This is a genomic window from Haloferax prahovense (genome assembly GCF_000723845.1).
GTDB lineage: Archaea > Halobacteriota > Halobacteria > Halobacteriales > Haloferacaceae > Haloferax > Haloferax prahovense.
The window spans coordinates 2,687,931-2,711,968 of the sequence record NZ_LK053000.1; the positions used below are offsets into that span (position 1 = coordinate 2,687,931).

Sequence of the window (24,038 nt, forward strand, 5' to 3'; positions counted from 1 at the left end):
CGGGCGTTCGAACATGAAGGCCACCGCCAAGGCCCACCCGATTCAGGGCCTCGTGAAGTATCACGGGATGCGAGACACGGAGCGCCGAATGCCGTACCACGACAGCATCAGCGTCTGCACGGCCCCGAGCCACACGAAGACGACCGTCGAGTTCCTCCCCGACGCCGACGAGGACACCTACGTCATCGGCGGCGAGGAAGTCGAGGGCCGCGGCGCGGAGCGCATCCAAGCCGTCGTCGACCGGGTCCGCGAGCTGGCCGACTTCGACCACCGCGTCCGCCTCGAAAGCGAGAACTCCTTCCCCTCGAACATCGGGTTCGGGTCGTCGGCGTCCGGGTTCGCCGCGGCCGCGATGGCGCTCGCCGAGGCGGCCGGCCTCGATATGACGCATCCCGAAGTCTCGACCATCGCTCGCCGCGGGTCGGCGTCCGCTGCCCGCGCCGTCACGGGCGCGGTCTCGCACCTCTACTCGGGGATGAACGACACCGACTGTCGCTCCGAGCGCATCGAGACCGACCTCGAAGACGACCTGCGCATCGTCGCCGCGCACGTCCCCGCCTACAAGGAGACCGAACAGGCCCACGCCGAGGCCGCCGACAGCCACATGTTCCAGGCGCGGATGGCCCACATCCACGCCCAGATAGACGACATGCGCGACGCGCTGTACGACGCCGACTTCGACGCCGCCTTCGAACTCGCCGAGCACGACTCGCTGTCGCTCGCGGCGACGACGATGACCGGCCCCGCCGGCTGGGTCTACTGGCAGCCGCGCACCATCGCCGTCTTCAACGCCGTCCGCAGGCTCCGGAACGAAGAGGACGTGCCGGTCTACTTCTCGACCGACACCGGCGCGAGCGTCTACGTCAACACCACCGAGGAACACGTCGACCGCGTCGAGGAAGCCGTCGCCGACTGCGGCGTCGAAACCGACGTGTGGGGCGTCGGCGGCCCCGCCGAGGTGCTCGACGACTCCGAGGCGCTGTTCTGAGCGTCCGGCCGACCGCCGCGTACCGCGACCGCCGTCACCCTCTTTTTGCTCGCGCCCGACGAGACAGCCATGCGTGTCCTGGTTCTCGGTGCCGGGTACGCGGGCCTCACGCTCGCCCGCGACCTCGAACGCCGACTCCCCGTCGACGCCGACCTGACCGTGGTGAACGACTCCCCGCACCACCTCGTCCAACACGAAGTCCACCGCGCGATTCGACGGCCGGCGGTCGCCGACGCGATTCAGGTCCCCCTCGACGAGGCGCTCGACCGCGCCGAGGTCGTCGTCGACCGCGTGACGGGCGTCGACCGCGACGCGCGGACCGTCGAACTGGCCGAGGGCGACGCGCTCGACTACGACTACTGCGCGGTCTGTCTGGGCGCTGAGACCGCCTACTACGGCATCCCCGGCCTCGAAGCCAACTCGGTCCCGCTGAAGCGCGTCGCCGACGCCGAAACCATCCGCAAGCGGTTCTTCGACGACTGCGACGAGGGCGGCACCGTCGTCGTCGGCGGCGCGGGGCTGTCGGGCGTGCAGGTCGCGGGCGAACTCGCCGCGCTCCGCGACGAGGAGGGCGCGCACGCCGACATCGTCCTCGTGGAGCAACTGGACGCCGTCGCGCCGTCGTTCGACGAGTCGTTCCAGCGGGCGGTCCGCGACGAACTCCTCGACAGGGGCGTCGAGATTCGAACCGAGACGACCGTCGAGTCGGTGACGGACGCGACCGTCGCGACCGACACCGGCGACCTCGACTACGACCTGCTGGTCTGGACCGGCGGCATCGCCGGCGACGACGCGATGGGCGGCGAGCGACCCCCCGTCAGGGCCGACCTCCGACTCGACCGGCGGACCTTCGTCGTCGGCGACGCGGCCCGCGCGGTCGACGCCGACGGCGAGCCGGTCCCCGCGAGCGCCTCCGCGGCCCTCCGGGAGGCGAAAACCGTCGCCCGCAACGTCGCGGCGCAGGTCGAGTTCGAACTCGACGGCGACGGGAACGACTTCGCGCCGCGGCCCGACCCCTACCGGTTCGAAGTCCCCGGCTGGATCGTCTCGGTCGGCGACGGCGCGGTCGCACAGGTCGGCCCGAGCATCTTCCGCGGGAAGGCCGCGAAGGCGATGAAAGCCACCGTCGGAGCGGGCCATCTCACCTCGGTCGGCGCGATTTCGCGGGCGGTCGACCTCGTCGACGAGGAACTGCACGCCTGACGCCGCCCCCAGCGGAAGCGCTCCCGCAGTCCGGCGATTCCCCTGAGAAGTTCTTTATCCGATGGCGGAGTATCGCCGTCCATAGTCAACGATGCCGGGCACCATCTCCGAGACGACGCCTCCGAGGGCACCACTCGAACCGTGACTGACGAGCGAGGCGCTCGATGAACTGGCAGCACACCGCCTACGCCTACCCGATGGTCTTCGCGGCGGTGGTCGCCGGCGTCCTCTCCGCCTACGCGGTCCAGTTCGTCCGCCGCCGCGGGCGGAACCCGACCGTCGTCTCGTTCGCCGTGCTGACGGCCGCCGTCGCCTTCTGGACCGCGACGACGGCGGTCAAGCTGTTTCTCGTCGACCCCGACGCGAAACTGGTCGCGTACAAGCTCCTCCACGTCGGGGCGATGGCGGCCGCGCCGACGTTCTTCGTCTTCGCCCTCGCGTACACCGACCGCCGGGAGCTGCTCGACCGCCACGTGGTGGCGTCGCTGTACGTCGTCCCCGCGGTGTTCCTCGCGGTCCTCTTTGTCAACCCGCTGGAACTGGGTTACACCGGCTGGGAACTGTCGACCGTCGACGGCGTGACCGTCCTCTCCGTCGCCGACGGCCCGGTGAGCGTGTTCGGCCTCGTCTACGGATTCGTCCTGCTGTTTCTCGGACTCGGCATCATCGGTCAGTACGCGCTCGAACTCGACCGCCCCTACCGGACGCAGGCGACGCTCCTCATCGTCGGGATGCTCGTTCCGTCGGTCGTCGCCGCGCTCGAACTCACCGACACCCCGCCGCTCGCCGGGGGTGTCAACCTCATCCCCGCCTCGCTCGCGGTCCCATCGGTGACGTTCGGCATCGCCGTCTACCGCTACAAGCTCCTCGACATCCTCCCGCTCGCCTACGCGACCGCCGGCGCGCACTCGGCTGACGGCCTCGTCGTCCTCGACGCCGACGAGGTCGTCGTCCACGTCAACGACCACGTCCGGCCGCTGTTGGGAACCGGCGACCCCCTCCTCGGTCGTCCGGCGAGCGAGGCCCTCCCGAACTACGGCGACCTCGACGGCGAGCACTCGTCGTGCGACGTGCTCGTCGAGGGCGAGCGCTACGTCGAACTGACGCGCATCCCGCTCGACCGCGCCGGCGACCCCCTCGGGTGGGTGGTCTCGGTCCGCGACGTGACGCCCCGGAAGCACTACGAGCTCGCCTTGGAGTCGAGAAACGACGAGCTGGAGGTGCTGAACCGCATCGTCCGCCACGACATCCGAAACGACATGCAGCTCGTGACGGCGTACATCGACATCGTCCTCGAACACGAGCCGCTGTCCGACGAGGCGCGGTCGCAGCTGGAGACCGCGCTCCGGCGGGCGCTCAACACCGTCGACCTCACCGACGTGCTCGGACAGTTGATGCGCGCGACGAACGACGACGAGCGCCGTCGTCACCTCGACGTCGGGGCCACGCTCCGAGAGGCCGTCGAAGACGTTCGCGAGGGGCACCCGAACGCGACGTTCGCGGTCGCCGACCTCCCGTCCGCGACGGTCTCCGCCAACGACCTGCTCGACTCCGTGTTCGTGAACGTCCTGAAGAACGCGGTCGTCCACAGCGACCGCGACGAGCCGTCGGTCGACGTCTCGGCGGCGGCGGACGACGGGCGCGTCACCGTCCGCATCGCCGACGACGGCCCCGGCATCTCCGACGAGCGGAAGTCGGTCGTCTTCGGGAAGGGCGCGAAAGGGGTAGAGAGCCCCGGCACCGGAACGGGACTGTACCTCGTCGAGACCATCGTCACGAACTTCGGCGGCACCGTGCATATCGAGGACAACGAACCGCGTGGAAGCGTCTTCGTCATCGACCTCCCGCTCGCGACCGTCGAAGCCGCGGACTGAGCGACCCGGTCGCGGCCGACGCCACGCCCGTCGAATCAACTCGCCACACGTTTCCCGCTGTGTGACAACTGTTATCGGCCATGTATGTGATTAACAATCATGGACTATTCGCTCTCGGACGAACAGCGGGCCATCCGCGAGGAGGTCCGACGGTTCGCCGAAAACGAGGTCGCACCGGTTGCGGGCGAGTACGACGAGGCGGAGACGTATCCCGCGGAGGTCGTCCGCAAGGCGTCGGAGATGGGACTGACGGGGGCGCACTTCCCCGTCGAGTACGGCGGCGTCGGCTACTCCTCGCTGGAGAACGCCCTCGTGACAGAGGAACTGTTCGCGGTCGACCCCGGTATCGGGCTCTGCATCACGAGCGCCGGGTTCGGCGCGGAGGCCATCATCAGCTTCGGCACCGACGACCAGAAAGAGCGCTTCCTGCCGCCGATTACGGAGGGCGAGTCCGTCATGGGCGCGGCCATCAGCGAACCGCAGGCGGGTTCCGACGTGACCTCGGTTCGCACCCGCGCCGAGAAGGACGGCGACGAGTGGGTGATAAACGGCACCAAGATGTGGATAACGAACGGGAGCGTCGGCGACTACTTCGTCGTCATGTGCCAGACCGACCCCGACGCGGACGACCGCTACGCGGGCTTCTCACAGCTCATCGTCGAGGCCGACCGCGACGGCTTCTCCGCCGACAAGATAACGGGGAAGATGGGTATCCGCGCCAGCGACACGGCCGAACTCGTCTTCGACGACGTGCGCGTGCCCGAGGAGAACCTCGTCGGCACCGAGGGAATGGGCTTCCTCCAGCTCATGCAGTTTTTCGACGAGACGCGGACCGCGGTGGCCGCGCAGGCGGTCGGCATCGCGAAGGGGGCCTGCGACCGGGCGCTCGACTACGCCAAAGAGCGCGAGCAGTTCGGACGCCCCATCGGCGACTTTCAGGCGATTCAACACAAGCTCGCTGAGATGCACACCGCGACCGAGGCCGCCCGGCAGTTGACCTACAAGTCGGCGTGGAGCGTCGACAACGACGAGGGCCAACTGACCGCGCTCGCGTCGATGGCCAAGGAGTTCGCCTCGAACGTCGCCACCGACGTGGCCGACGAGGCCGTCCAGATTCACGGCGGGGCCGGCTTCGTCAACGACCACGACGTCGAACGGCTCTACCGCGACGCGAAAATCACGCAGATTTACGAGGGGACCACGGAGATTCAGAAGAACATCATCGCCCGCGAACTGCTCGGGAAGGGCATCTGAGGCCCGCTAGCGGCGAACCATCGCCCCGTCGTCTGCCTCCGCCGTCCCGCCGCGGTTCGTCGTCGCCGCGGACGGCGTCGATCGTGGACGAAGTTTTATCGCCGCCGCACCAAGGGAGAGTGTGGCACCGTTCGACGCGATTCTCTTCGACCTCGACAACACGCTCTGTACGAACGACCAGAGCGGCGAGACCATCTACGCCGGCGCGTTCGACGCCGCCGGCATCGACCGCTTCGGCGAGCCGTCGGACCTCTGGGCCGCCCTCGACGGCCCGCCGGACCACGACGACCACGAGGCCTACCTCGCCGACGGCTTCGAGCGCGTCGCGGCGAAGCACGACCACGAAGCGGTCGACGTCCGAGCGCTGGCCCGCGGGTTCGTCGAGACGGTCGACTACTCGGCCGTCTCGTTCCGACCGGGTGCCGAGGCCGCGCTCGCCGCCGCCCGCGACCACGCGTCGGTCGGCCTCGTCACCAACGGGCCCGAGCGACGGCAGTCCGTCAAGCTCGACGCGCTCGGCATCGCCGACGCGTTCGACGCGGTCGTCTTTGCGGGCGACATGCCGCGGCGAAAGCCTCACCCCGACCCGTTCGACCGAGCGCTCGACGCCCTCGACGCCGAGGCGGACGCGAGTCTCCACGTCGGCGACTCGCTGGAGTTCGACGTGGACGGTGCGCACCGCGCCGGCCTCGACGCCGCGTGGTGCCCGGTCGAGACCGAGGTCGCTGACGTGGCCGGTCCCGACGCCGAGTCGCACGCCCCGGCGTACGTCCTCCGGTCGCTCTCTGAGTTCTCGGCGATTCTCGACGACGGACCGTGACGACCCCCTGCGGTCGGCCGCGCGGGAGCCGTCCGCTGCACCTTTGTTCGCGTCGCCCCTAGAGTGGCTCTATGGACCCCGTCGCAACCGTGCTCGCCCGCGAGTTCCCCGAGCGACGCCTCGCGGCGACGGCCCGCGTTCCGAACGGGAACAACAAGCGGACCGCAGTCGCGACGTTCGCCGACGGCGGCGAGGTTGTCGTCCAGACGGCGGCCGACGCCGCGGCGTTGGCCCTCGAAGCCGCCCTCTCCCGGGCGGTCCGCGAGCGCACGACGATTCCGGTTCCTCGCGTCCTCGCGTCGGGCGCGGTCGACGGGTTCGGGTACGTCGTCGTCGCGCGCGCCGCCGGCGACGAACTCCACGAGCGGTTCGTCTCGCTCGATTCGGCGACCCAACGCCGCGTGGCACGGTCGTTCGGCGTCGGCCTCGGTCAGCTTCACGAAGCGTTCTCTTTCGGAGGGTACGGTCGACTCGGACGGTCGGCTCCCGGGAGACCGCGGGCCGACGGCGGCGATGCTTCCGACTCGCCGACCGACCGCGGATTCGACGCCGTGAGCGCCGCCGACGCCGACTGGGAGGCGTGGTTCTCCGCATACGTCCGGGAAGGAATCGCGGCGCTCCCGCCGGCGTTCGACGGGGTTCGAAGCCGGCTGGAAGAGGTCGCCGCGGCCGTGTCACTCCCCACGAACCCGCCGTCGAACCTCTATCCGTGGGATTTCAGACCCGGGAACGCGCTCATCGCCGACGGCCGCGTGACCGCCGTCCTCGACTGGGGCCAGCCGATGGCCGCCGCGCCGGGGCTCGCCGTCGCCAAGGTCGAACACCTCGTCGCCGACTGGTACGTCGAAGACGGCGCGCCGCTCCGCCGGGCGTTCCGCGCGGGCTACGAGTCGGTCCGGCCGCACCCGTCGGTACCACGCGCCTATCGGGTCGCCGCCGTCGTCCGCTCGGCGGTCGATTCGACGGGAGACGTCACCCGTCCCGGCTATCCCGAGCGAACCGGGGCGGCGGCGGTCGACTTCCACCTGACCCGGCTCGACGCGCTGTTGTAACCCCGCTCGGAGTCGGTGCCGTCGGCTCCATTCGAAGCCGTGCCGTGCCCCGCGGCGACACGAACTACTAATTCGGAGTGCGTGGTAGGGACAATCATGGTACGAGAAGACGGCAAGCGAAACTTCGTCCTCGTCGAAGACGGCGAGGAGACGAGCGTGTTCAGCGGAACGTATCCCCGGCAGGCGGCGCTGAAGGCCGCTCGGCGGCTCCACCCCGCCCCGAGTCCCGACGACATCGACGGGAAAGCGACGCTCAGGCTCCGCGAGCGCGGGACCGACCGGGTCCACGTCTACGAGGGGTGGGCGTGGACCGAGGAGAAAGGCGACGACGACCCCGAGTGGATGGACGACTACGTCACCCGAGCGAACGTCTCGAAGCAGGGCATCGAGCACCGATAGACGTGAACCGGGGATTCGGCCGGGCCGGAAAACCCCGACTTCGTTTTTTTGCGGTTCGTGGGTTACGTGTCGAGTCGGCGGCTTAGCCGCCGGCGTTCGCCGCCTCACCGTGGCCGCCGCGGCCCTCGTTGCCGACCGACTCCGAGCGGTGGAGCCAGTAGAGGACGCCGAACAGGCCGGTGGCGAACACGTTCAACGCGAGTTTGTAATCCGCCTCGATGCTCACTTCGGCGATTTGGACGCTCTCAGGCGACGGGATGAGCCCCGCGCCGAGGAAGACGAAGTGGACGACCACGCCCGTCAGGACCGCCGCGACGAATATCATCCCCGAGAGAATCGCCGCGAACTTCGTCCCGTAGTACTCGCGGTAGGCGTCCATGATGGGCGGGACGATGAGGTCCGCGTAGATGTAGCTCAGGACGCTCCCGAACGGCAGGCCGTTCGAGAACAGGACCGCCCCGAACGGGACGTTCCCCACCGAGCAGACGAAGGTGGCGACGCCGATGACGGCCCCGAGGACCGCGGTCCAAAACACGTACACGGGAACGCCGAACGTCGGTCCCGAGAACACCGAGGTCCACACCGACTCGGGGATGAACCCGGCGATGAGGCCGGCGAAGACGAACCCGATGGCGATTTCGTCCCAGAGCATCCCCCACTCCTTCCACTGCTTGTCGGCGAGCGCCTTCCACCCCGACAGCGACGTCGCCTGTTCGCGGACCGTCGTGTTGGCCTCCTCGGGGTCGAAGCTCTCCTTGCACGACGTCGAGCAGAAGTAGAACGTCCGCCCGTCGTGTTCGACCGAGTACTCGGTCTCGTCGGGGTCGACTTCCATCCCGCAGACCGGGTCGCGGACGGTCTCCGAACCCTCGTCTTGGACGTTCTGTCGGGCCTGTTCGACCACCTCGTCGGGCACGAGGTAGGCGAAGCCGAACGCCATCAGCCCGATGAGGATGAACCCGCCGAGGATGTCGGCCACGAGGAACTGCCAGCCGAGCAGAATCCAGATGACTGCGCCGATTTCGATGACGAGGTTGGTCGAGGCGAACATGAACGCCCCGAGGGTCGCCGCCGCCGACCCGCCCTTCTTGAACAGGTTCTTCGCCGTGGCGATAGCGCTGTAGGAACACGACGACGAGACGAAGCCGAACAGCGAGCCGTAGCCGATTTCTCTCGGACCGTGGCCCTCCAGAAGCTCCGAGACCTCCTCGCCCGAGGTCCACGCCTCCACGCCGCCGGCGATTGCGAAGCCGACGACGAGCGCCCACCACGTCACCCACGCCATGGCCGCGGTCGTCGAAAGCGCCTCTCGGGCGCTCTCGACGAGGAACGTTCCCAGCGGCTCCGTGGTCGTGAACACGCCGATGCCGACCGTCGCGAGTGCGATGACCGTGAGTATCGCGTATTCGGTCCGGTCCATGTGGTTGGATATGAGGGGAGCCGTCCCTAACTGGATTGTGCCTAGGAGAATCGGGGTTTCGGCGCGGCGCAAGTTTGGGTTGTGAAGTCGAGTCAGCCGTCGAGTTTAGAGCGGAAAGCCGAGCGTCGGTACGACGGCTCCGACGCCCCACGGAAGGAGCGTGATGCGTGCGACGGCGGGGGATTCTCTCCCGACCCTAGAGGGTTACCTTCGCGTGGGGCCTCCCCCCGACGCATGACCCTTACCGCGGTTCGTTCCGTGGCGTTCCGTGAGAAGAGGCGACGCGGACGGCGGTGACTGGCGGGAGAGGCTGTCTGCCGCCCCGGCCACAGAGTTCCAGTTCCCGCGGAAGACGACTCTCAGTTCACGTTGTTTGCGAGAGAATCATGGGCGCTGCAGGGGTTCCGTGAACGGGGTATATAAACCACCTCTCGCGTTCGGATATGTCGAACACTCATTGTTCTACCACGGGAGGTGATTCCGCCGCTGTTCGGCCCGCTCACGCTCTCCACGGCGGTCATAGTGCTTATCGAGCACCAAGTCGCTCGCGTCGAGGCGGTCAGACACCACCCGACGCGGCACTTCCTCCCGCCGATAGAGCGTAACCACGCCCTTCCGAACGTCGTGGGGAGACCGAGAAGACGGACACGTACTGACGTGATTCAGCTCCACCGCCTCGCACGTCTCGATGTCTCGATTGTGCGGGCAACCCTGGTTCAGCCAGCACGGGCGAGTAACCACGTACACGTCCTGCCGAATCGTACTCGCCGACACCCGTCCGTGAGAAGTCGTCAGCAGCGGCTTCCGACCGAACTCGTCGGTCGCGTCGACGCGTGGGCCGTCGATGTACGCCTGTAGCATCGTGCCCACCCGGTCAGACACCGAGTTGAACCGCTCTCCTTTCTCACCGTTCTTGATGGGCGTGCCCTGGTCGGGCCGGTGCTTGTACTGGACGACCGGCGTCCGGCCGTCGAGGTCGAGGTCACGCAGGTCGAGGCCACGAATCGCACCCATCCGCGCGCCCGTCTCCCACAGCAACGCGAATTCGACGTGTCGCCGGGAAGCGTAGTGGTAGCGGTGGAGGTATTCGAGGATGTCAGTCGCGCGGTCCGGTTCGAGCGTCGAATCACTCACGTCGTCCGTCCCGGACAGCTTCGGCAGCGGCACCCGCTCGTAGAAGTCCTCGGGAACCGCGTGGATGTTCGCCGCGAACCGGAGGAACGCCCGAAGCGTGGTGAGCTGTGATTTGAGCGTGACCGGCGCGATCTCCTCCGGCGTCTCGCCGTCCTCCGCGCCGAAGTTCCCTTCGCGCCTCCAGACGCGGAACTCGTAGAGGTCCCGGCCGTCGAGCTCGGTCAGGTCGTCGACGCCCGCTTCTTCGCACCACTCGACGAACGCGCGGAGTCGGTACTTGTGGGACTTCAACGTCCAGTCCGCGAGTTCGTCCTGGCGGGCCTCCAGGTACATTCGGACCGCGCGAGCAGGTTCGAGCGATTCGAGTCGCTTGCTCATCGAATCACCTCCGAACCGGATTCACTTCCAGCCCATTCGCTACGCTTACAACCGGGGTGCGTTAACTCAATCATGGCTTCCATTGTGAGGCCGCGGTCCGGGTCGAGGGTGCTAACTTTGGTAGGGTGAGCGCCCTCGAAAGGGACCGTCAGCCGGGTAATCCATTCGAGAGGTCTACTTAAAGTCCTGAGCCATAGCCGCGGAGTGAAAGTGTACGTTTGAGCGAAAGTGAAACCGATTTCTGTCAGTCTGTCAACAGCCGTCTGTCGTGGGGCTTCAAGAGCCCGAGTCGTGTAGGTGAACATGCTTCCGTACCTTGGTTACGGGAGCCACCGCGGGCCGGTGTGTCCGCACCGGGTCCGCTTTCTGACGCCGACTGAGCAACAGTCAGCGTCGCGTGTAGCTCTCGATGTTCTACCGTATTCTTTGAGTTACTAATAGTTAACTCAGAATTGCCGATGAACAGTTTCAATTGTTTCGGAGATTATTCTGCGTGAATTATACCAGTACCAGAGATAAACAACGAGTAATGCGACTGGACGCGGATTGGATGACTCGCGCCGACGACCGAATCTTAGAGTTCCTTTCAGAGGAGGGTCCTCACCCACCGAAGAAGATGGCCGATGACGGTCGAGTCAGGTTCGGGAGACAGTACATCGGCGTTCGATGTCGGGATTACTTGGTCCCGTACGGACTCGCTCAGAATCTTGGGAACGGTGTCTACTCCATCACCGAACTCGGTGAGCAGTACCTCGCCGGGGAGATCGACGCCGCCGAGTTAGAGAACAGCGAGTGAGCAAGCACCCACCACCCTTACCCGTAAAGGGGGCGGGTGGATGGGTGGGTAAACGTGTAGTAGTGTCAAATAAGTATCACTTCTGAATTTGACAGAAGCGTCGAGAGCGATTGAAGCAGGATTGCAAAACCATAGATTAGACAGCCGAGAACCACGAAAATGCGCTCTTGTGAGTCTTCTTGAAACTCAGCATAATTATCAACACTCTCCTCAAATTTACCCGATTCAATAGCTACAGCAGTAAGTGTCATATCCAATGTATCACCATCTACGGAGAGAAAAGTTATTCCAATGTCATCACTCTCGGTAGATATTATTGATGGCTCGCCCATATAATCTGACTCGCTTCGTATATAATTACGAATCACATTGTATCCAGCATCATCCGGAGATAGATCATCTCCGTTAGATAGTGCCGTGTAACCATCATATATTGACTGCTGGATTTCTCTTCCATCTTTGAGATGTTCATTCTTTCCAAGACTAGTCAATATTGACGGTGTAGCAATCACAATTGTTCCAATTAAGCTATAAAAAATTGAAATGAATGATAAAGTCACCGAAATAGTACACGACTTTGTTAAGATACAATCAAACAAGTAAAAACCAGCAGATGACAAAATCAAGATGAGTAAAATCACAACCGCCTTTTTAGTAGTCAGATACACCATGGAGATTTTTACCGTCTACTGACACATCAAGATATCTCAAATTAAATTGTATCACCCATCGACAGCAATATATCATGAAACTCTGTCCAATCCTCGAACTGTTCCTGAAACAGATCACTCGGCAGGTTCCACGCCCACGGCGCGGCGTCGTCGGGATCGTACTTTTCCAGCGTCGGTTCGAGGTTTACGAGCGAGCCGCCGAACAGCTCACCATCGGGCGAGTCTGAATCGGCGTCCCAGTCGCGGTAGAACGTCACTTCGTCCTGCGCCTCTTTGTAGAACGACAGCGTCGAGAGCCGTTTCTGTTCGGGATGCACGTCCTTCCCGGTGTGACTCACCACGCCGACCGATTCGACGCCGAGCTTCGAGAACCGCTTAATCGCGGGCGTCCACTGGGACGCCACTTCGCGGCTGAACGTCCGGGCGTCGAAGTGCGTCGAGCCTTCGTCGATAGTGACGGTCTTCGGGCGTTCGCGGTGGGTCAGCAGTACGTCCATCAGGTCGTACATCGACCGCACCACGATGTCCGCGCCGTCCCACGTCCCCACGTTCGAGATGACCAGCAGGTCATCGCCGAAGTGCGCCCGCGCGAGGTCGCCGTTCAGCAGGAACATCGTATTCGTCTTTCCCGTGTTCGGGTTCCCCGCGCCGGTGATCGTCGTGAGACCACCGCCGTTTTCGAGTTCGTCGACGAGCCGAAGCGGCAGCGTCAGCGAACTGGCGTCGAGGTCCTGTTGAGTCACGCCGACGAGGTACGAAAGCGCGGTCGCGTGCGACGACTGCACCGCGCGGGTCGCGGCTTGGGTCCGCAGCGACGAATCGACGAGCCTGCCCAGCGAGGTCTCGGCGAACGAGTCGGCCAGCTCGTCGTCCTCGGTGAGGTCGAGCGAGTTCAGGAACGACAGGTTCGCGTGGTCGCCCTTCGAGACCGGTAGTCCTGCGTGGTCGAGCAGCCGGTGGTCGCCGTCGATGCGCCCGCGTACTTGTTCGTACAACTTCGCCGCCGTCAGCAGTCGTTCGTCGGTCACAGCCGGTCACCCACCTGAATGTTGTGGAGGCAACGCCGGCAGAGGTGCCCTTTCGCCGTGGGGTTTCGGGGGAACATCGGCCGTCCGCAGTAGTCGCACTCGGCGGTGGTATCAGGGTTGGTCACGCGGATTCACCTCCGTCGAGGGGATGCGGGCCGAACTCGCGGGTCGAACTGCCGTCGAGGTCGTGAGCGCAGTCGCGCCCATCTCCGTCACCGTCGGAGCGGTCAGGCGTGAGTTCGTCCGTCTCGTCGTCCCGCGCGTGGTTCCGCACGATGTACGCGGTCGCCAGCGGCAGCGCCGCCGAGATGAACACGTGCATATTCGTCACCGGGTAGTACGACGCCGACACCGCGCCGTCGTCGAGGAACCGCATCGGCACGTCGAGCGCCCGCGGCGGTATCATCAGGATACCGAACCACAGGCCAGCGACGATACCGACCGACAGCGAGAGGGCGATTATATACTGTTCGCGCGTCGAAAGTTCGAGTTCGAGTTTCATTCTGATTCACCGTTGGCCGCGTGTTGCTTCCGTCGCTGGTCGAGGTCGGCCAGCGGGTCGGGTGCCGGGTCGCCGTCACCTGGTGCCCACTCGGTCGGGTCCTCGTCGAAGATGGAATCCGAGCCGTCCAGGTCGAAGTCTTCGAGCACGCTATCAATCTCTGCGTGCAGCGCGTCGCCGTCGTCCGGCAGCGCGCCTTTCTCGAACGTCCGCACGACGTGTTTCACGGTCTTGACCGCCGCCGCCCGGACGATAGCGAAGGAGTTGATTTCGAGCGATTCGCCTTTCCGGGCCTTCGGTTCCAACTGCTTGCGGTTGTACCGGAGGTATTCGAGCGCCCGCGCCAGCACCGGGTCCGGCAGCGAGCCGACCCACGTCCCGGCGACTTCCCGCGCGTCGAGGTCGACGCCACGGCCGAACGCGAGGTTCGGCGTCGCCCACCACAGTTGGCCGTCGACGACAGTCCACTCGGACCACCGCGGCGTCGGGCAGGTGTAGACACCCGCGCCGTCGCGCTCGAGCAGGTCGAGGTCAACGAGCCACATCATCTGTGGACCGCCCATCAGGTCGACGGCCTGCCCGCCGACCCAGCGCCCGGCGATGACCGCCGAGAGACCAGCCGTGAGGCCGATGATTTGGAGCGAGCGAGGCACGCGCACGTCGAAGACGAGCACGAGGCCGACGAGTAGCAGCGAGCCAGCCACGGCGAGGTGAACGCCGTAGCGCATCACCCACACGAACGCCGTTACGAGCCGTCCCGCGTCGCGGTCCGGCGCGACCGTCGTCGAGGCCGCGCCCATGTCTGGTTCGTCGGGAGTTTCCCGCTGAGGCGCAGCTCCGCTTTCGGCGTCGTCGCTCATGCGACACGCTCCATGCCACGGTGGAGGCCGAAGCGCCGCCGGACGATTATCAGGAGCGCACCGAACGACGTGCCGAACGCGCCGCCGATAGCCGCGTCTCGCACGTCCGTCCCGGTGAACGGGCCGGCGATGAGCGCCGAGCCGTCCTCGAACCGGATTTCCGTGTACTGTTCGTTTCTGATGCTGGTCGAGGTCGTCAGCGTCACCCGCGGTTCGGGTGAGGCGACGCGAATCGTCGAGCGTCCTTTGGGCACGGAGCGACGGACGATGTTCCCCGAGGCGACGCCGGCCGAGGTCGAGCCGGTCGGCGCGGTCACCGTCACCAGCCGCGGGGCGTCCGCTTCGAGCGTGATGATGGCGGTGCCATCGCGGTATTCAGCGTCGACGATACGCAGCAGCGGGTCGCCGGCTACGTCGCCGAAGTACGTCGTCTCGTTCTCGTTCGACGACTCCGAAGCCGTGGTCGGAGCCGCGGCTGTCGTCGTCTCTGTCGGAGCAGACGCGGTCGCGGTCTCCTGAGCGACGACTGAGCCGGGCAGGGTGAGCAGCAGAGCGATGCAACTGACGAGTATGATGGTGTGCATTCGAGTCATACGGGTAGGGGTGGGGCAGGGAGGTTGGCGAGCGTTACAGCAGCGACCCGAGCCAGTCGCCCGACCAGTCGGGCACGCCGAGCAGGTCGAGCAGCAGGTCCGAACCCATCCCGATGAGGTCGACGCCGATGAACTGGAGCCCAGCGGCGATGATGACCACACCGAGGATGAGCCCGATGGGTAGCTGCTTCAGCAGGAAGACGAACATCCTACTTGTTGCCCTCCCGCTGGATGAGCAACACCGCCGCCGCGCCGACCAGCAGCGCGCCGCCGATAACTTGCGTGTTCAGTCCACCGGACGAACCGCCGCCGTTCAGCGAGTCTTCGTACTCCTGACGGAGCTTTGCGAGTTGGTCAAGTTCCTCATCGAGGTCAGAGACGTTCGTCGAGGCGTACACGTACTGCTGCGGTTGGGTCGTGTTGACCGACTCGCCGGTATTCGTGTTGACCGCACTCTCGATAGTGAAGTTGGTTCCGTAGGTCGAGAGGTCCACGATATCCGACGACTGGTTAGTGTCGTCAGGCTGGTAAGCCATGTAGAACGTTCCGTTGTACTGACCCATCTCGTAGGTCTGACCGGTTTCCCAACCGGTGGAACTGTCATTGCCAGTGTAGAACAACGTCCCGTTGAGAGTGGTTCCATTGACCGTGACAGTGTGCGAAGCGTTCAGGTCACCAGAGTAGCCCATCGCCGCGAGTTGAATCGCTGCGAAGGACATGTAGCCAGTCGAGTTGTGTTCCGTCGCCGCCTCGGAGGCAATCATCGTCGGGTTCAGCCGAGCGATGTCTGTCGAATTGAGTTCACCAGACTCGTACTCAGCGAACAAGCCGTCAGCGTACGCGTCGACGTTCGATTTGACTTGGTCCGTTTGGGTACGGTAGTTGACCCACAAGTTGCGAACCCGCTCCGTGTCGATAGCTTTCTCATTCGAAAGCGTGTCAGGATTCTCGGCCTTCAGCGGGTTTTGGTAAACGTCCCACGGGGAGAACGAAGTAGTGCCCCCAGTGTCGGTGAGTTCGTAGACAACCACGTCCGAGCCGTTGACGAGCGTCTTCGTCTTGGTCGTCTTACTGTCGAACGTCCCGCTGTAGCCGCCACCAATCTCGATAGTGAGGGGTGTACTGTTCTGGATGTACCAGAGGTGACTAGCGAAGACGTTCCAGCCGACCATGGTCTGCCGCTCGTGACGAGCGTAGTAGTCTTCGACCGTCTGGTTGGCCGCAGCAACAGCCTGCGCCTTAGAAGACCCGTTGTTCAACTCGTTGATAAGGGTCATCTTGGCTTTCGTCCACGCGACCGTTTTCGCGTCCTGCTGGAAGTTGCTCGTCGTGTCGACGAACACCGCCAGCGACTCGTTGTGACTCTTGTAGCTAGCGAACGCGTCGGTCTTACTCACGTTCTCGTACTCGGTCGAGTCAGCGGGATTGAACCGACACATCCCCTCGTCATTCGGGGAGAGGAAGCCACTCAGGATAGCGAAGGTAATCGAATCCTCGATGCCACAGTCTTGGAAGACTTCGACCGCCTGCGCGTCACCGACCGGAGACGCGCCCGGCACGACGCCGCTGGTCGACGCGGTCGCGACCAGCAGGAACGCGAAGATGAACGCGAATCCACGTCGAGCGAACTCGCGCATCAGAGGCCTCCGGTGATGATGAACGCAGCTGCACCGAGACACGCGGCGAGGTAGCCGAGCGTCGCAGTCGCTTCGAGTCTGGTGAGGCCGAAAGGAAGGGTCATGGTCTGGTTACCTCACGGCGACCGCCCAGCCGACGACCGTAATCAGGAACGCGACTTGCGCGCCCAGCGGGTCGCCCAGTCCGAGCAGGAGGTCTTTCAGTTCGGTCACGTACTGCCATCCGAGGATGACAGCAGGCGACGCGACGATGAACGCCATTTCCCACGGCTCGTAGTGCTCGAGCGACTTCGTCTCGCTGGACATGAACGCCACAGCGTACACGAGAATCCCGCCGAGCGTCGCGTGCTCGCTCGTCAGCGTGTAGTTCGACAGCCACGTGATGGTGATGTCGGAGATGCCGCCGAAGGCGTACAGGCCCGTCGCGACGAACACGACCGACAGCAGCGCCGGGATAGTCCGCAGCATCGCGTAATCGGACGCGAGGCCGCTGAGACCCTGCGAGTAGCGCGACGCCATTACTCGCCCCTCACGTCGAACACGTGGTACTCGCGTTCTTCCGTCGAGCCGTCGTCGTTCTCGAGTTCGTACGTCCGCGTCTCGGCAGTCTTCTTGACCGCGAGCCAGCTCCCGTTCGAGAGGCCCTTCTTGTCGATGGTCCGGCGAATCTGGCCGTTCGACCAGAACTTCACCCGGTCGCCGAGGTCGCCGCCGCGGGCGAGGTGAATCACGTCGTTTTCGTTCGGTCCCACGTCGTGGTCGATGTCGACGATAACGCCGATGACCGGCTCGTCCACTTCGAACTTGATTTCCTCTACACCGTCGTCATAGTCGTCTTCGACTTGCGTTTCTTCGAAGTCGTCGAACGACATTGGTTCAGATGCCATGCAACTAGGTATCGGAGTGTCGGGTACTAGCTAGCACGACCGCTCGGGTGAAAGTGAAGCTGAAACCGCTTATTCCACCTCTCTCGCCGGGTGTCGCATGCACTCGCGGTCTTTGTCGAAATAGTCCTCAACGTGCAACACGTGGTCGGCACTCTCCGGTCGGTCGAGGCCGTGCTGTTCGACCAAGTGGCGAGCCATCCACTCAGTCTGGTAGATACCGACGTTACACTCGGAACAGCGCCACATCTCGCCTTTCTGTAGGGTGTACTGAAGTCGCGTCTCTTGTAGCACCCGCTGGACGGGGAGCTTCAGCGGAGCCATATCGACGCCGCCACCTCCGGGCAGGTGCTCTTCGCCGTCGCGGTCGATAATCGCTTCCAGTCGCCACTCAGACGAGAGCGATGCACGGCGGAACGATTCTGGTTCGGAGTCGTCCTCCCCGTTCATCACCGATTCGACGAACTCGGCGTGTTTCGGGTCAATCATGTTCCGCCCGAGCATCGACGCCACCGAAGGCGTCTCGTCGCTGTACTTCAGCTCTGTTTCTACGCGCTTCCGTATCCGCGTCTTTATCGGCGATTCACCGACACTCGCCGCTGCTTTGGCGTTCGGCCAGCGTTCAGCCAGCGAGCGTTCCGAACTCGAGGCGGCCGACTCGCCACCATCCGCGAGGGCTTCGGCGAGGTCGTCGTCAGGAACCGGTTCGTCGAGCCGTTCCTGGTCGATGGCCCAGCCGGCGTTACAGCACGCGCACACTACGTCGGGGCCGCGCCCGTCGTTCCACACGACGGCCTCGCCGTGCGCGTCGGTCTGGTTCGACTCGCTGGACTCCGCGCGCTGTTCGCACGCGTCCGCTTTGATGGCTTCCGTGACGATTTTTGACCGCGAGGTTCGGCGTCGAGCAGCCGACCAGTAGATTGCGCCCCACGCGAGGTATTCGACCGGCTTGTCCAGCAGCTCCTCTGTGTAGCCGCCCATGTACGCCGCGAGGTACGAACCCATGTTTTCGACGCCGGCGTTCAGCGAGATGCAGCCGTCCGAATCGTTCAGGTAGTCCGTGTTTCTGTAGTCGTGGGCACTGAACGAGGCGTATTCGCACTCTTCGACGTGTTTGTCTATCACGCGTTCGAACTCCGGGCCGACCACTTCGAGGTCGAGGTCGGCCGCGTCGAAGTAGACGCCCACGTGCAGGTGCGAGTAGCACGCGTTCATCCCGCTGCCGTCGCCGCCCATTCCGTGCGGTTCTGCTTGGAGCCAGTATCCCCATTCGTCGGCCTCGAGGCCGAGATGATATTCCATCGTGTTGCGCAGCGTGTCGCGCACGCCGTCGTACGAAAACGCGTCGTGGAGCGCGTCGGTGTGTTCGACCGGCGGCAGTCGCTCCCCGTTCGGCACGGACGAGGCGGTGAACGTGAGCATCGCGGTCGCGGGCGAACCCCACGCCGCGACTGCTTCGCCGCCGGACGGGCGTTCGCCGCCGCCCATCTGCCGCTGGAGCGCGAGCGCACGAGCGTACTGCTTGCGCGAGTACGTCTCGCCCCAGGCGTCGGTCAGCGGAAGTTCGAACTCATCGCCGTCGTCGTTCGCGAAGCGCGCGAGCAGTCCTTTGTAATCGACGTGCGAGGTGAGAAACGCGCTCAGGGCGTCCGCCCACGTCGCTGCGCGGCGTTTCTCTAACTCCGTCACGTAGAACCCGTTTTCCATCGGGCTCTCTGCTTCAACGTACGTATCGCGCCAGTCCGATTCGGTCACGATGCGCCGGAGTTTTCGACCGTGTGTTTCGCACACCGGCGTTTCGGCCAGTTCGGGGTATTTCTCGGTGAACTCCAGTACGCGTTCGTGGACTCGTTCGTCGTAGTTGTCCTCTGCTGGAGAATCGGTGGTAGAGGGCTCTACAGAGTTAGTCTCCTTGGAAGGCCGAGAGGCCACACCGTCGGCTGGTGAGTCGCGACCGCCGGGGGCGGGGGTGCCCTCGCTACTCACTGCTACCTCCGTCTGTGCGGATGAAATCGCTCAGACGGCACTGGGCCTTACCGCCGCTCGTTTTCGGCCGGCGGCCGCCGGCCTCATGCGGACCGCCTTCCGGGTCAGGGGCAAGCCCCTGCTTCCGGCCGCTCCGGGCGGACTGGGACCCGCCCTCCGCTGTTCCGGTCCTTGCGGTGGTTTCTGCGGCCAGCTGGTGTGCCCACAGGAGCGAGGTGAGTCGGTGGTCCCGAATCTCGTCCTCGATGGCGGGGATGCGCGCGCAGTCTCGGCACTCGCGCATCTTCGCCGCGCGCTCAGCCTGGTCGACGAGGCACCAGGCGTTGCAGCTCCGGCAGTGGTAGCGGACGTGCCGCCATAGATGTCTCTCGCGACGAACGTGAGACATCTATCATGCACCCCTCTTGGCTTCTAATTTCGCCCGACAGCGGCGACCCGTTGCATGGGAGCTGAGGGAATAATTCTCTCGGTGATTTTGAGAAAATGCCGATTTGGCCGATATCGACGGTGTAGAGCCGTCTCGCGGCTTTTTAATTTCGGCCCCGAAGGACCTAAATTTTGGATGGGCGCTGCAGGATTTGAACCCACGGCAACTTGGTCCGAAGCCAAGCACTCTGTCCAGACTGAGCTAAGCGCCCTACATGACTTCGTCTGTCGTGGATTGTTTTAAATGGATTGATTCGAGGCGGCGACTCCGCGCGATTTATACGCGACCTCCGAACAGTACGGGGTATGTCTCTCGGTACGCGAGCGCGCGGGTTCGCCGAACTCACCCGACCGGGAAACGCCGTCGCCGCCGGCGTCCTCACGTTCACCGGGGCGTTCGTCGCCGGGGCGTCCCCGAGCGACGCGCTCGTCGTCGTCGCGGCGATGCTCGCCACCGTGTTCGCCACGGGGGCGGGTAACGCCATCAACGACTACTTCGACCGCGATATCGACCGCATCAACCGCCCTGACCGGCCGATTCCGCGCGGTGCGGTGACCGCGGCCGAGGCGAAGTGGTTCAGCATCGCGCTGTTCGGCGGGGCGGTCGTCTCGGCGTTCGTCCTCCCGGTCGTCGCCATCGCCATCGCCGTCGTCAACCTCGTCGCGCTCCTCGCGTACACGGAGTTCTTCAAGGGCCTCCCGGGCGTCGGCAACGTCGTCGTCGCCGCGCTCACTGGCTCGACGTTCCTCTTCGGCGGCGCGGCCATCGGCGAGCCGTTGGGCGCGGTCGTCCTCTGTGTACTCGCCGCGCTGGCGACGCTGACCCGCGAAATCGTCAAAGACGTGGAGGACATCGGCGGCGACAGGGAAGAGGGACTGCGGACGCTTCCCATCGTCGTCGGCGAGGAGGCGTCGCTGTGGCTCGGCGCGGTCGTCTTGGTCGTGGCCGTCGCCGCGAGCGCGGTGCCGTTCGTCTGGGGCGGGTTCGGGCTGGCGTACCTCGGAATCGTCGCCCCCGCCGACGCGGTCATGCTCGCGGCCGCGGTTCGGTCGTTCGCAGACCCGGCCGCGGCGCAGCGCCGACTCAAATACGGGATGTTTTTAGCGGCGTTCGCCTTCATCGTCGGACGGGCGACGGCGCAGACTGGAGGAACCATATAAATGTATGCGGACGAACAATCGGTCGGATTCCGGGGAACGCGCCGACGAACGGGGAGCGTTCTATCCGCCAATCAAAAAGAATATTACCGGCTCACCGCATGGTCGTACTATCCGATGACCCTCGGCGAGCGGAAGCGTCACGCGATTGCGTTCCTCGGAGTCGATACCGTCGAACCGAGGTACCCGCATGTATAAGTTAGGCGCTGACCTCGACGTCGAGGTCGAACCGGGCACGAACCTCCTTCTCGTCGGGCCGCCGCTGACCGGCAAGCGCTCGCTGGCGCTCGACATTCTCGCCGAGGGCACCCGAAACGGCGAGGGCGCGGTTATCGTCACGACCAAAGACGGCGCGGACCGCATCCTCAACGACTTCGGCAAGCGACTCGACTACGAGGGCAAACCCGTCGCGGTCGTCGACTGCGTCACGAAACAGCAGGGCGTCGGCGAGGTCCGCGACGACGAGCGAATCCGATACACGTCGTCGCCGGTCGACATGACCGGAATCGGAATCAAGCTCTCGGAGATTCTCCAGGAGTACTACCAAGACCGCGGCCTGCCGGAGAACCGCATCATGCTCCACTCGCTGTCGACGCTCCTGATGTACGCCGACCTCCAGACCGTCTTCCGGTTCCTCCACGTGTTCACCGGCCGCATCCAGAGCGTCGGCGGCCTCGGCCTGTTCACCATCGACGCCGACGCCCACGACGACCGGACGATGAACACCATCAAACAGCTCTTCGACGGCATCATCACGACTCACGAGGACGCGCCGCCGGACATCCGCATCGCGGACCACTAATCGGGGAGTTTCAGCGGCGACCGCGTCGGCGACGACGGCAAAATCGACGGGTCTTCTGACTTACTGGAACGGCGAGCAGACCGCACAGCCGCCCGAGATTTTTATCCGCAGCCGGCCACGTCGTAGGTATGCCCATCACCAGCGACGACGACATCCGCACGCTGCTCGACGCCGAGACCATCGCGGTCGTCGGCTGTTCGGCCACGCCCGGAAAGCCCGCCCACGACGTCCCGGCGTACATGCAGCGCCACGGCTATCGCGTCGTCCCGGTCAACCCTTTCCACGACGAAATCCTCGGCGAGACGGCGTACGACTCGCTCGCCGACGTGGACGAGGACATCGACCTCGTGGACGTGTTCCGGCCGTCCGAGGAGGCTGGCGGCATCGTCGACGCCGCAATCGAGCGCGCCGACGCCCGCGGCGACGTGGCGGCCGTCTGGCTCCAACTCGGCATCAGCGACGACGACGCGGCCGCCCGCGCCGAGGAGGCGGGGCTCTCGTTCGTCCAGGACAAGTGCTTCAAGGTCGAACACTCGCGGCTCGCCTGAGCGGACGACGGAGCGACGAGTCGGCCGGTGTCGGCCGCTGAACCGCCGTTTTCACCCTTCCCACGACTCGAAGTCGCCGTAGACGCCCTTCGAGAGGTATCGCTCCGAGGAGTCGGGGAAGACGGTGACGACGGCGTCGTACGGGAGGTCGAGGTCGCCGGCGGCGGCGCGCTCGGCCACGTCGACGGCGGCCAGCGAGTTGGCGGCGGCGCTCGACGCGACGAGGTGGCCCTCCTCGGCGGCGAGGCGCTGCATCTCGTCGTGGGTGTCGCGGTCGGCGATTTGGACGATTTCGTCCACCAGTTCGGGGTCGAACAGCTCGTTCGTCGCGGGGTCGTGCGTCCCGATGCCCTCGGTCTTGTACGACGCCTCCGCCACGTCGCGGCCGTGGAGCCGGGCGTAGAGCGAGCCCTCGGGTTCCACCGCGGTGACGAACGTGTCCTCGTGGTGCTCGCGGCCGTACCGCGCCATGCCCATGAGCGTGCCCGCGGTGCCGCAGCCGGCGACGAGCGCGCCGACCTCGCCGTCGAGGGCGTCGTAAATCTCGGGCGCGGTCGTCTCGTAGTGCGCCTCGGGGTTGAGCGGGTTTGAGAACTGCTGGGGGACGACGGCGTCGTCGAGTTCGTCGGCGAGCTTGTGAGCGCGGTCGATAGCGCCGCCCATCCCGTCTTCGGTGGGCGTGTTCACCACGTCGGCACCGAGCGCGCGCATGAGCGTCTGTTTTTCCACGCTGAACCGCTCGGGGACGACGAACACCGCGCGGATGCCGAGCTGTCCGGCCGCGACGGCGAAGCCGATGCCTGTGTTGCCGGCGGTCGGCTCGACGATGGTGCCGCCCTCGGGGAGTTCGCCCGATTCGAGCATCCGTTCGAGCATGTACGTCCCGATGCGGTCCTTGACGCTCGCGCCCGGGTTGAACGATTCGAGCTTCGCGTAGACGGGCACCTCGTCGGGCGACGCGTGGACTCTGACGAGCGGCGTCTCGCCGACGGCGTCGAGCACCGAGTCGAGGGGGTCGCGGTGCGTGGTCATACGTGGGCAAAAGTTGCCCCTGGCCCTGAACGTTTTCATCCCGGTTCGTCCCTCGTCGGCGGTCGACTCGCGACCGGAGCGACTGACGCCGGCCGAAAGCAAAGCGTCGTCTTCGGGACTGGCAGCGAGGCTGTGGCGGGGACGGGATGTCGAAAGAGAACGGAGAGAGACGGAGGGGCGGGTCGGATTACGCTTCGTCGGTGGTGTCGCTCGATGCGTCGGCATCGGCGCCAGACGCGTCCGTGGTCGCCTCGGTGTCGCCGCCGGCCGAGCCTTCCTCGGCTTCGGAGATGTGCGCCTGCGCGATGGCGGCGTCGAGGTCGACGCCCTGTTCTTCGGCGATGGCTTCGAGAATCGCCCGCTGTTCGGCGTTCTCGGCTTCGAGCCGGTCGACGCGCGACTTCGTCTCGTTGACCGTCTCGCGGACCTCGACGACCTGCTCGCGCAGTTCGTTGAGCTTCTTGTACACGTCTTCGGCCATCTCTGCGACCTTCTGGAGCTTCTTCGCGGTGCCTCCGAGTGCCATGTGTCGCCTCTCGGACTCGGGGCTTGTACGACTTCCGGTGCGGTGTCGGAGCGGAGTCGGACGCGAC

The 24,038-nt window shown here is 65.1% G+C and carries 25 protein-coding genes and 1 tRNA gene; 11 read left to right on the forward strand and 15 right to left on the reverse strand.

The annotated features are described in order from the left end of the window. Positions 1 to 13 precede the first annotated feature (13 nt). The 7 genes from mvaD to BN984_RS13610 all read left to right on the forward strand — a co-directional run bounded on the left by mvaD (position 14) and on the right by BN984_RS13610 (position 7,590). Positions 14 to 988: a phosphomevalonate decarboxylase MvaD gene (gene mvaD, locus BN984_RS13580; RefSeq protein ID WP_008093241.1), complete on the forward strand. Its 975-nt coding sequence runs from the start codon at positions 14 to 16 to the stop codon at positions 986 to 988. Positions 989 to 1,057: 69 nt separating this feature from the next. Further along, the gene (locus tag BN984_RS13585; RefSeq protein ID WP_008093242.1) at positions 1,058 to 2,191 is read left to right on the forward strand and encodes an NAD(P)/FAD-dependent oxidoreductase; all 1,134 of its coding nucleotides are present in this window, start codon (positions 1,058 to 1,060) and stop codon (positions 2,189 to 2,191) included. A gap of 164 nt (positions 2,192 to 2,355) precedes the next feature. Continuing rightward, positions 2,356 to 4,065: a histidine kinase N-terminal 7TM domain-containing protein gene (locus BN984_RS13590; RefSeq protein ID WP_008093243.1), complete on the forward strand. Its 1,710-nt coding sequence runs from the start codon at positions 2,356 to 2,358 to the stop codon at positions 4,063 to 4,065. Positions 4,066 to 4,164: 99 nt separating this feature from the next. Continuing rightward, complete coding sequence (locus tag BN984_RS13595) at positions 4,165 to 5,319, forward strand: acyl-CoA dehydrogenase family protein (protein WP_049968428.1); 1,155 nt, start codon at positions 4,165 to 4,167, stop codon at positions 5,317 to 5,319. Between the two features lie 121 nt (positions 5,320 to 5,440). Then, complete coding sequence (locus BN984_RS13600; RefSeq protein WP_049968429.1) at positions 5,441 to 6,139, forward strand: HAD family hydrolase; 699 nt, start codon at positions 5,441 to 5,443, stop codon at positions 6,137 to 6,139. A gap of 71 nt (positions 6,140 to 6,210) precedes the next feature. Continuing rightward, positions 6,211 to 7,191, forward strand: a complete 981-nt coding sequence (locus BN984_RS13605; protein ID WP_049968430.1) for a phosphotransferase family protein — start codon at positions 6,211 to 6,213, stop codon at positions 7,189 to 7,191. 96 nt (positions 7,192 to 7,287) lie between these two features. Next, positions 7,288 to 7,590 (forward strand): non-histone chromosomal MC1 family protein, encoded by a 303-nt coding sequence (locus tag BN984_RS13610; protein ID WP_049968431.1) that lies wholly within the window; start codon positions 7,288 to 7,290, stop codon positions 7,588 to 7,590. Between the two features lie 82 nt (positions 7,591 to 7,672). Here BN984_RS13610 and BN984_RS13615 read toward each other — a convergent pair whose 3' ends face one another. Together BN984_RS13615 and BN984_RS13620 are read right to left on the reverse strand one after the other, a co-directional pair. Continuing rightward, entirely contained in the window at positions 7,673 to 9,010 is a 1,338-nt protein-coding gene (locus BN984_RS13615) for a permease (protein ID WP_049968432.1), read from the reverse strand. A 462-nt stretch (positions 9,011 to 9,472) separates the two neighbouring features. Next, a complete protein-coding gene (locus BN984_RS13620; protein ID WP_181950700.1) occupies positions 9,473 to 10,522 on the reverse strand; it encodes a tyrosine-type recombinase/integrase in 1,050 nt (349 codons plus the stop codon). A gap of 529 nt (positions 10,523 to 11,051) precedes the next feature. Between BN984_RS13620 and BN984_RS13625 the strand changes: the two genes are divergently transcribed. After that, a complete protein-coding gene (locus tag BN984_RS13625; RefSeq protein ID WP_049968433.1) occupies positions 11,052 to 11,318 on the forward strand; it encodes a PhiH1 repressor in 267 nt (88 codons plus the stop codon). 65 nt (positions 11,319 to 11,383) lie between these two features. Here BN984_RS13625 and BN984_RS19480 read toward each other — a convergent pair whose 3' ends face one another. The 11 genes from BN984_RS19480 to BN984_RS13675 all read right to left on the reverse strand — a co-directional run bounded on the left by BN984_RS19480 (position 11,384) and on the right by BN984_RS13675 (position 20,117). Then, on the reverse strand, positions 11,384 to 11,830 hold the full coding sequence (locus BN984_RS19480; protein WP_156037896.1) for a hypothetical protein: 447 nt from the start codon (positions 11,828 to 11,830) through the stop codon (positions 11,384 to 11,386). Between the two features lie 200 nt (positions 11,831 to 12,030). Further along, positions 12,031 to 13,017, reverse strand: coding sequence for a hypothetical protein (locus tag BN984_RS13630; RefSeq protein WP_049968434.1), 987 nt, complete (start codon positions 13,015 to 13,017; stop codon positions 12,031 to 12,033). Positions 13,018 to 13,138: 121 nt separating this feature from the next. After that, positions 13,139 to 13,519 carry a hypothetical protein gene (locus tag BN984_RS13635; RefSeq protein WP_049968435.1) on the reverse strand — a complete coding sequence of 127 codons (381 nt, stop codon included), beginning with the start codon at positions 13,517 to 13,519 and terminating at the stop codon, positions 13,139 to 13,141. Further along, a complete protein-coding gene (locus tag BN984_RS13640; RefSeq protein ID WP_244877467.1) occupies positions 13,516 to 14,379 on the reverse strand; it encodes a hypothetical protein in 864 nt (287 codons plus the stop codon). Before BN984_RS13640 ends, BN984_RS13635 begins: the two co-directional genes overlap by 4 nt. Then, positions 14,376 to 14,963: a hypothetical protein gene (locus BN984_RS13645; protein ID WP_244877468.1), complete on the reverse strand. Its 588-nt coding sequence runs from the start codon at positions 14,961 to 14,963 to the stop codon at positions 14,376 to 14,378. The genes BN984_RS13640 and BN984_RS13645 overlap by 4 nt, the downstream gene beginning before the upstream one ends. Positions 14,964 to 15,006: 43 nt before the next feature. Then, positions 15,007 to 15,180 (reverse strand): hypothetical protein, encoded by a 174-nt coding sequence (locus tag BN984_RS19800; RefSeq protein WP_004977081.1) that lies wholly within the window; start codon positions 15,178 to 15,180, stop codon positions 15,007 to 15,009. A gap of 1 nt (position 15,181) precedes the next feature. Next, entirely contained in the window at positions 15,182 to 16,609 is a 1,428-nt protein-coding gene (locus BN984_RS13650) for a hypothetical protein (protein WP_049968438.1), read from the reverse strand. A gap of 111 nt (positions 16,610 to 16,720) precedes the next feature. Next, a complete protein-coding gene (locus BN984_RS13655; RefSeq protein WP_004977079.1) occupies positions 16,721 to 17,128 on the reverse strand; it encodes a hypothetical protein in 408 nt (135 codons plus the stop codon). After that, a complete protein-coding gene (locus BN984_RS13660) occupies positions 17,128 to 17,496 on the reverse strand; it encodes a hypothetical protein (RefSeq protein WP_233510298.1) in 369 nt (122 codons plus the stop codon). Before BN984_RS13660 ends, BN984_RS13655 begins: the two co-directional genes overlap by 1 nt. Before the next feature lie 69 nt (positions 17,497 to 17,565). Continuing rightward, positions 17,566 to 19,248 carry a hypothetical protein gene (locus BN984_RS19120; protein WP_244877469.1) on the reverse strand — a complete coding sequence of 561 codons (1,683 nt, stop codon included), beginning with the start codon at positions 19,246 to 19,248 and terminating at the stop codon, positions 17,566 to 17,568. Between the two features lie 794 nt (positions 19,249 to 20,042). Continuing rightward, a tRNA-Arg gene (locus BN984_RS13675) sits at positions 20,043 to 20,117 on the reverse strand. A gap of 94 nt (positions 20,118 to 20,211) precedes the next feature. Between BN984_RS13675 and BN984_RS13680 the strand changes: the two genes are divergently transcribed. From BN984_RS13680 to BN984_RS13690, 3 genes are all read left to right on the forward strand, one after another. Continuing rightward, positions 20,212 to 21,066, forward strand: a complete 855-nt coding sequence (locus BN984_RS13680; protein ID WP_008093262.1) for a geranylgeranylglycerol-phosphate geranylgeranyltransferase — start codon at positions 20,212 to 20,214, stop codon at positions 21,064 to 21,066. Between the two features lie 187 nt (positions 21,067 to 21,253). Further along, positions 21,254 to 21,865, forward strand: coding sequence for an RAD55 family ATPase (locus BN984_RS13685; protein WP_004977073.1), 612 nt, complete (start codon positions 21,254 to 21,256; stop codon positions 21,863 to 21,865). Between the two features lie 128 nt (positions 21,866 to 21,993). Further along, positions 21,994 to 22,413 (forward strand): CoA-binding protein, encoded by a 420-nt coding sequence (locus BN984_RS13690; protein WP_049968440.1) that lies wholly within the window; start codon positions 21,994 to 21,996, stop codon positions 22,411 to 22,413. Positions 22,414 to 22,464: 51 nt separating this feature from the next. On the opposite strand, the gene BN984_RS13695 is transcribed toward BN984_RS13690, so the two are convergent. Then, on the reverse strand, positions 22,465 to 23,445 hold the full coding sequence (locus BN984_RS13695) for a PLP-dependent cysteine synthase family protein (RefSeq protein WP_008093267.1): 981 nt from the start codon (positions 23,443 to 23,445) through the stop codon (positions 22,465 to 22,467). 187 nt (positions 23,446 to 23,632) lie between these two features. Continuing rightward, a complete protein-coding gene (locus BN984_RS13700; RefSeq protein WP_049968441.1) occupies positions 23,633 to 23,971 on the reverse strand; it encodes a DUF5798 family protein in 339 nt (112 codons plus the stop codon). Positions 23,972 to 24,038: the final 67 nt, after the last annotated feature.

Bases quoted from the DNA above. Each gene is read 5' to 3' on its own strand.
- BN984_RS13635 (WP_049968435.1), bottom strand. From the start codon at position 13,519: ATGAAACTCGAACTCGAACTTTCGACGCGCGAACAGTATATAATCGCC.
- BN984_RS13590 (WP_008093243.1), top strand. From the start codon at position 2,356: ATGAACTGGCAGCACACCGCCTACGCCTACCCGATGGTCTTCGCGGCG.
- BN984_RS13615 (WP_049968432.1), bottom strand. From the start codon at position 9,010: ATGGACCGGACCGAATACGCGATACTCACGGTCATCGCACTCGCGACG.
- BN984_RS13620 (WP_181950700.1), bottom strand. From the start codon at position 10,522: ATGAGCAAGCGACTCGAATCGCTCGAACCTGCTCGCGCGGTCCGAATG.
- BN984_RS13680 (WP_008093262.1), top strand. From the start codon at position 20,212: ATGTCTCTCGGTACGCGAGCGCGCGGGTTCGCCGAACTCACCCGACCG.
- BN984_RS13645 (WP_244877468.1), bottom strand. From the start codon at position 14,963: ATGCACACCATCATACTCGTCAGTTGCATCGCTCTGCTGCTCACCCTG.
- BN984_RS13660 (WP_233510298.1), bottom strand. From the start codon at position 17,496: ATGGCATCTGAACCAATGTCGTTCGACGACTTCGAAGAAACGCAAGTC.
- BN984_RS13650 (WP_049968438.1), bottom strand. From the start codon at position 16,609: ATGCGCGAGTTCGCTCGACGTGGATTCGCGTTCATCTTCGCGTTCCTG.
- BN984_RS13655 (WP_004977079.1), bottom strand. From the start codon at position 17,128: ATGGCGTCGCGCTACTCGCAGGGTCTCAGCGGCCTCGCGTCCGATTAC.
- BN984_RS13610 (WP_049968431.1), top strand. From the start codon at position 7,288: ATGGTACGAGAAGACGGCAAGCGAAACTTCGTCCTCGTCGAAGACGGC.
- BN984_RS13585 (WP_008093242.1), top strand. From the start codon at position 1,058: ATGCGTGTCCTGGTTCTCGGTGCCGGGTACGCGGGCCTCACGCTCGCC.
- BN984_RS13695 (WP_008093267.1), bottom strand. From the start codon at position 23,445: ATGACCACGCACCGCGACCCCCTCGACTCGGTGCTCGACGCCGTCGGC.
- BN984_RS13700 (WP_049968441.1), bottom strand. From the start codon at position 23,971: ATGGCACTCGGAGGCACCGCGAAGAAGCTCCAGAAGGTCGCAGAGATG.
- BN984_RS13605 (WP_049968430.1), top strand. From the start codon at position 6,211: ATGGACCCCGTCGCAACCGTGCTCGCCCGCGAGTTCCCCGAGCGACGC.
- mvaD (WP_008093241.1), top strand. From the start codon at position 14: ATGAAGGCCACCGCCAAGGCCCACCCGATTCAGGGCCTCGTGAAGTAT.
- BN984_RS13690 (WP_049968440.1), top strand. From the start codon at position 21,994: ATGCCCATCACCAGCGACGACGACATCCGCACGCTGCTCGACGCCGAG.
- BN984_RS13625 (WP_049968433.1), top strand. From the start codon at position 11,052: ATGCGACTGGACGCGGATTGGATGACTCGCGCCGACGACCGAATCTTA.
- BN984_RS19800 (WP_004977081.1), bottom strand. From the start codon at position 15,180: ATGTTCGTCTTCCTGCTGAAGCAGCTACCCATCGGGCTCATCCTCGGT.
- BN984_RS13595 (WP_049968428.1), top strand. From the start codon at position 4,165: ATGGACTATTCGCTCTCGGACGAACAGCGGGCCATCCGCGAGGAGGTC.
- BN984_RS13685 (WP_004977073.1), top strand. From the start codon at position 21,254: ATGTATAAGTTAGGCGCTGACCTCGACGTCGAGGTCGAACCGGGCACG.
- BN984_RS13640 (WP_244877467.1), bottom strand. From the start codon at position 14,379: ATGAGCGACGACGCCGAAAGCGGAGCTGCGCCTCAGCGGGAAACTCCC.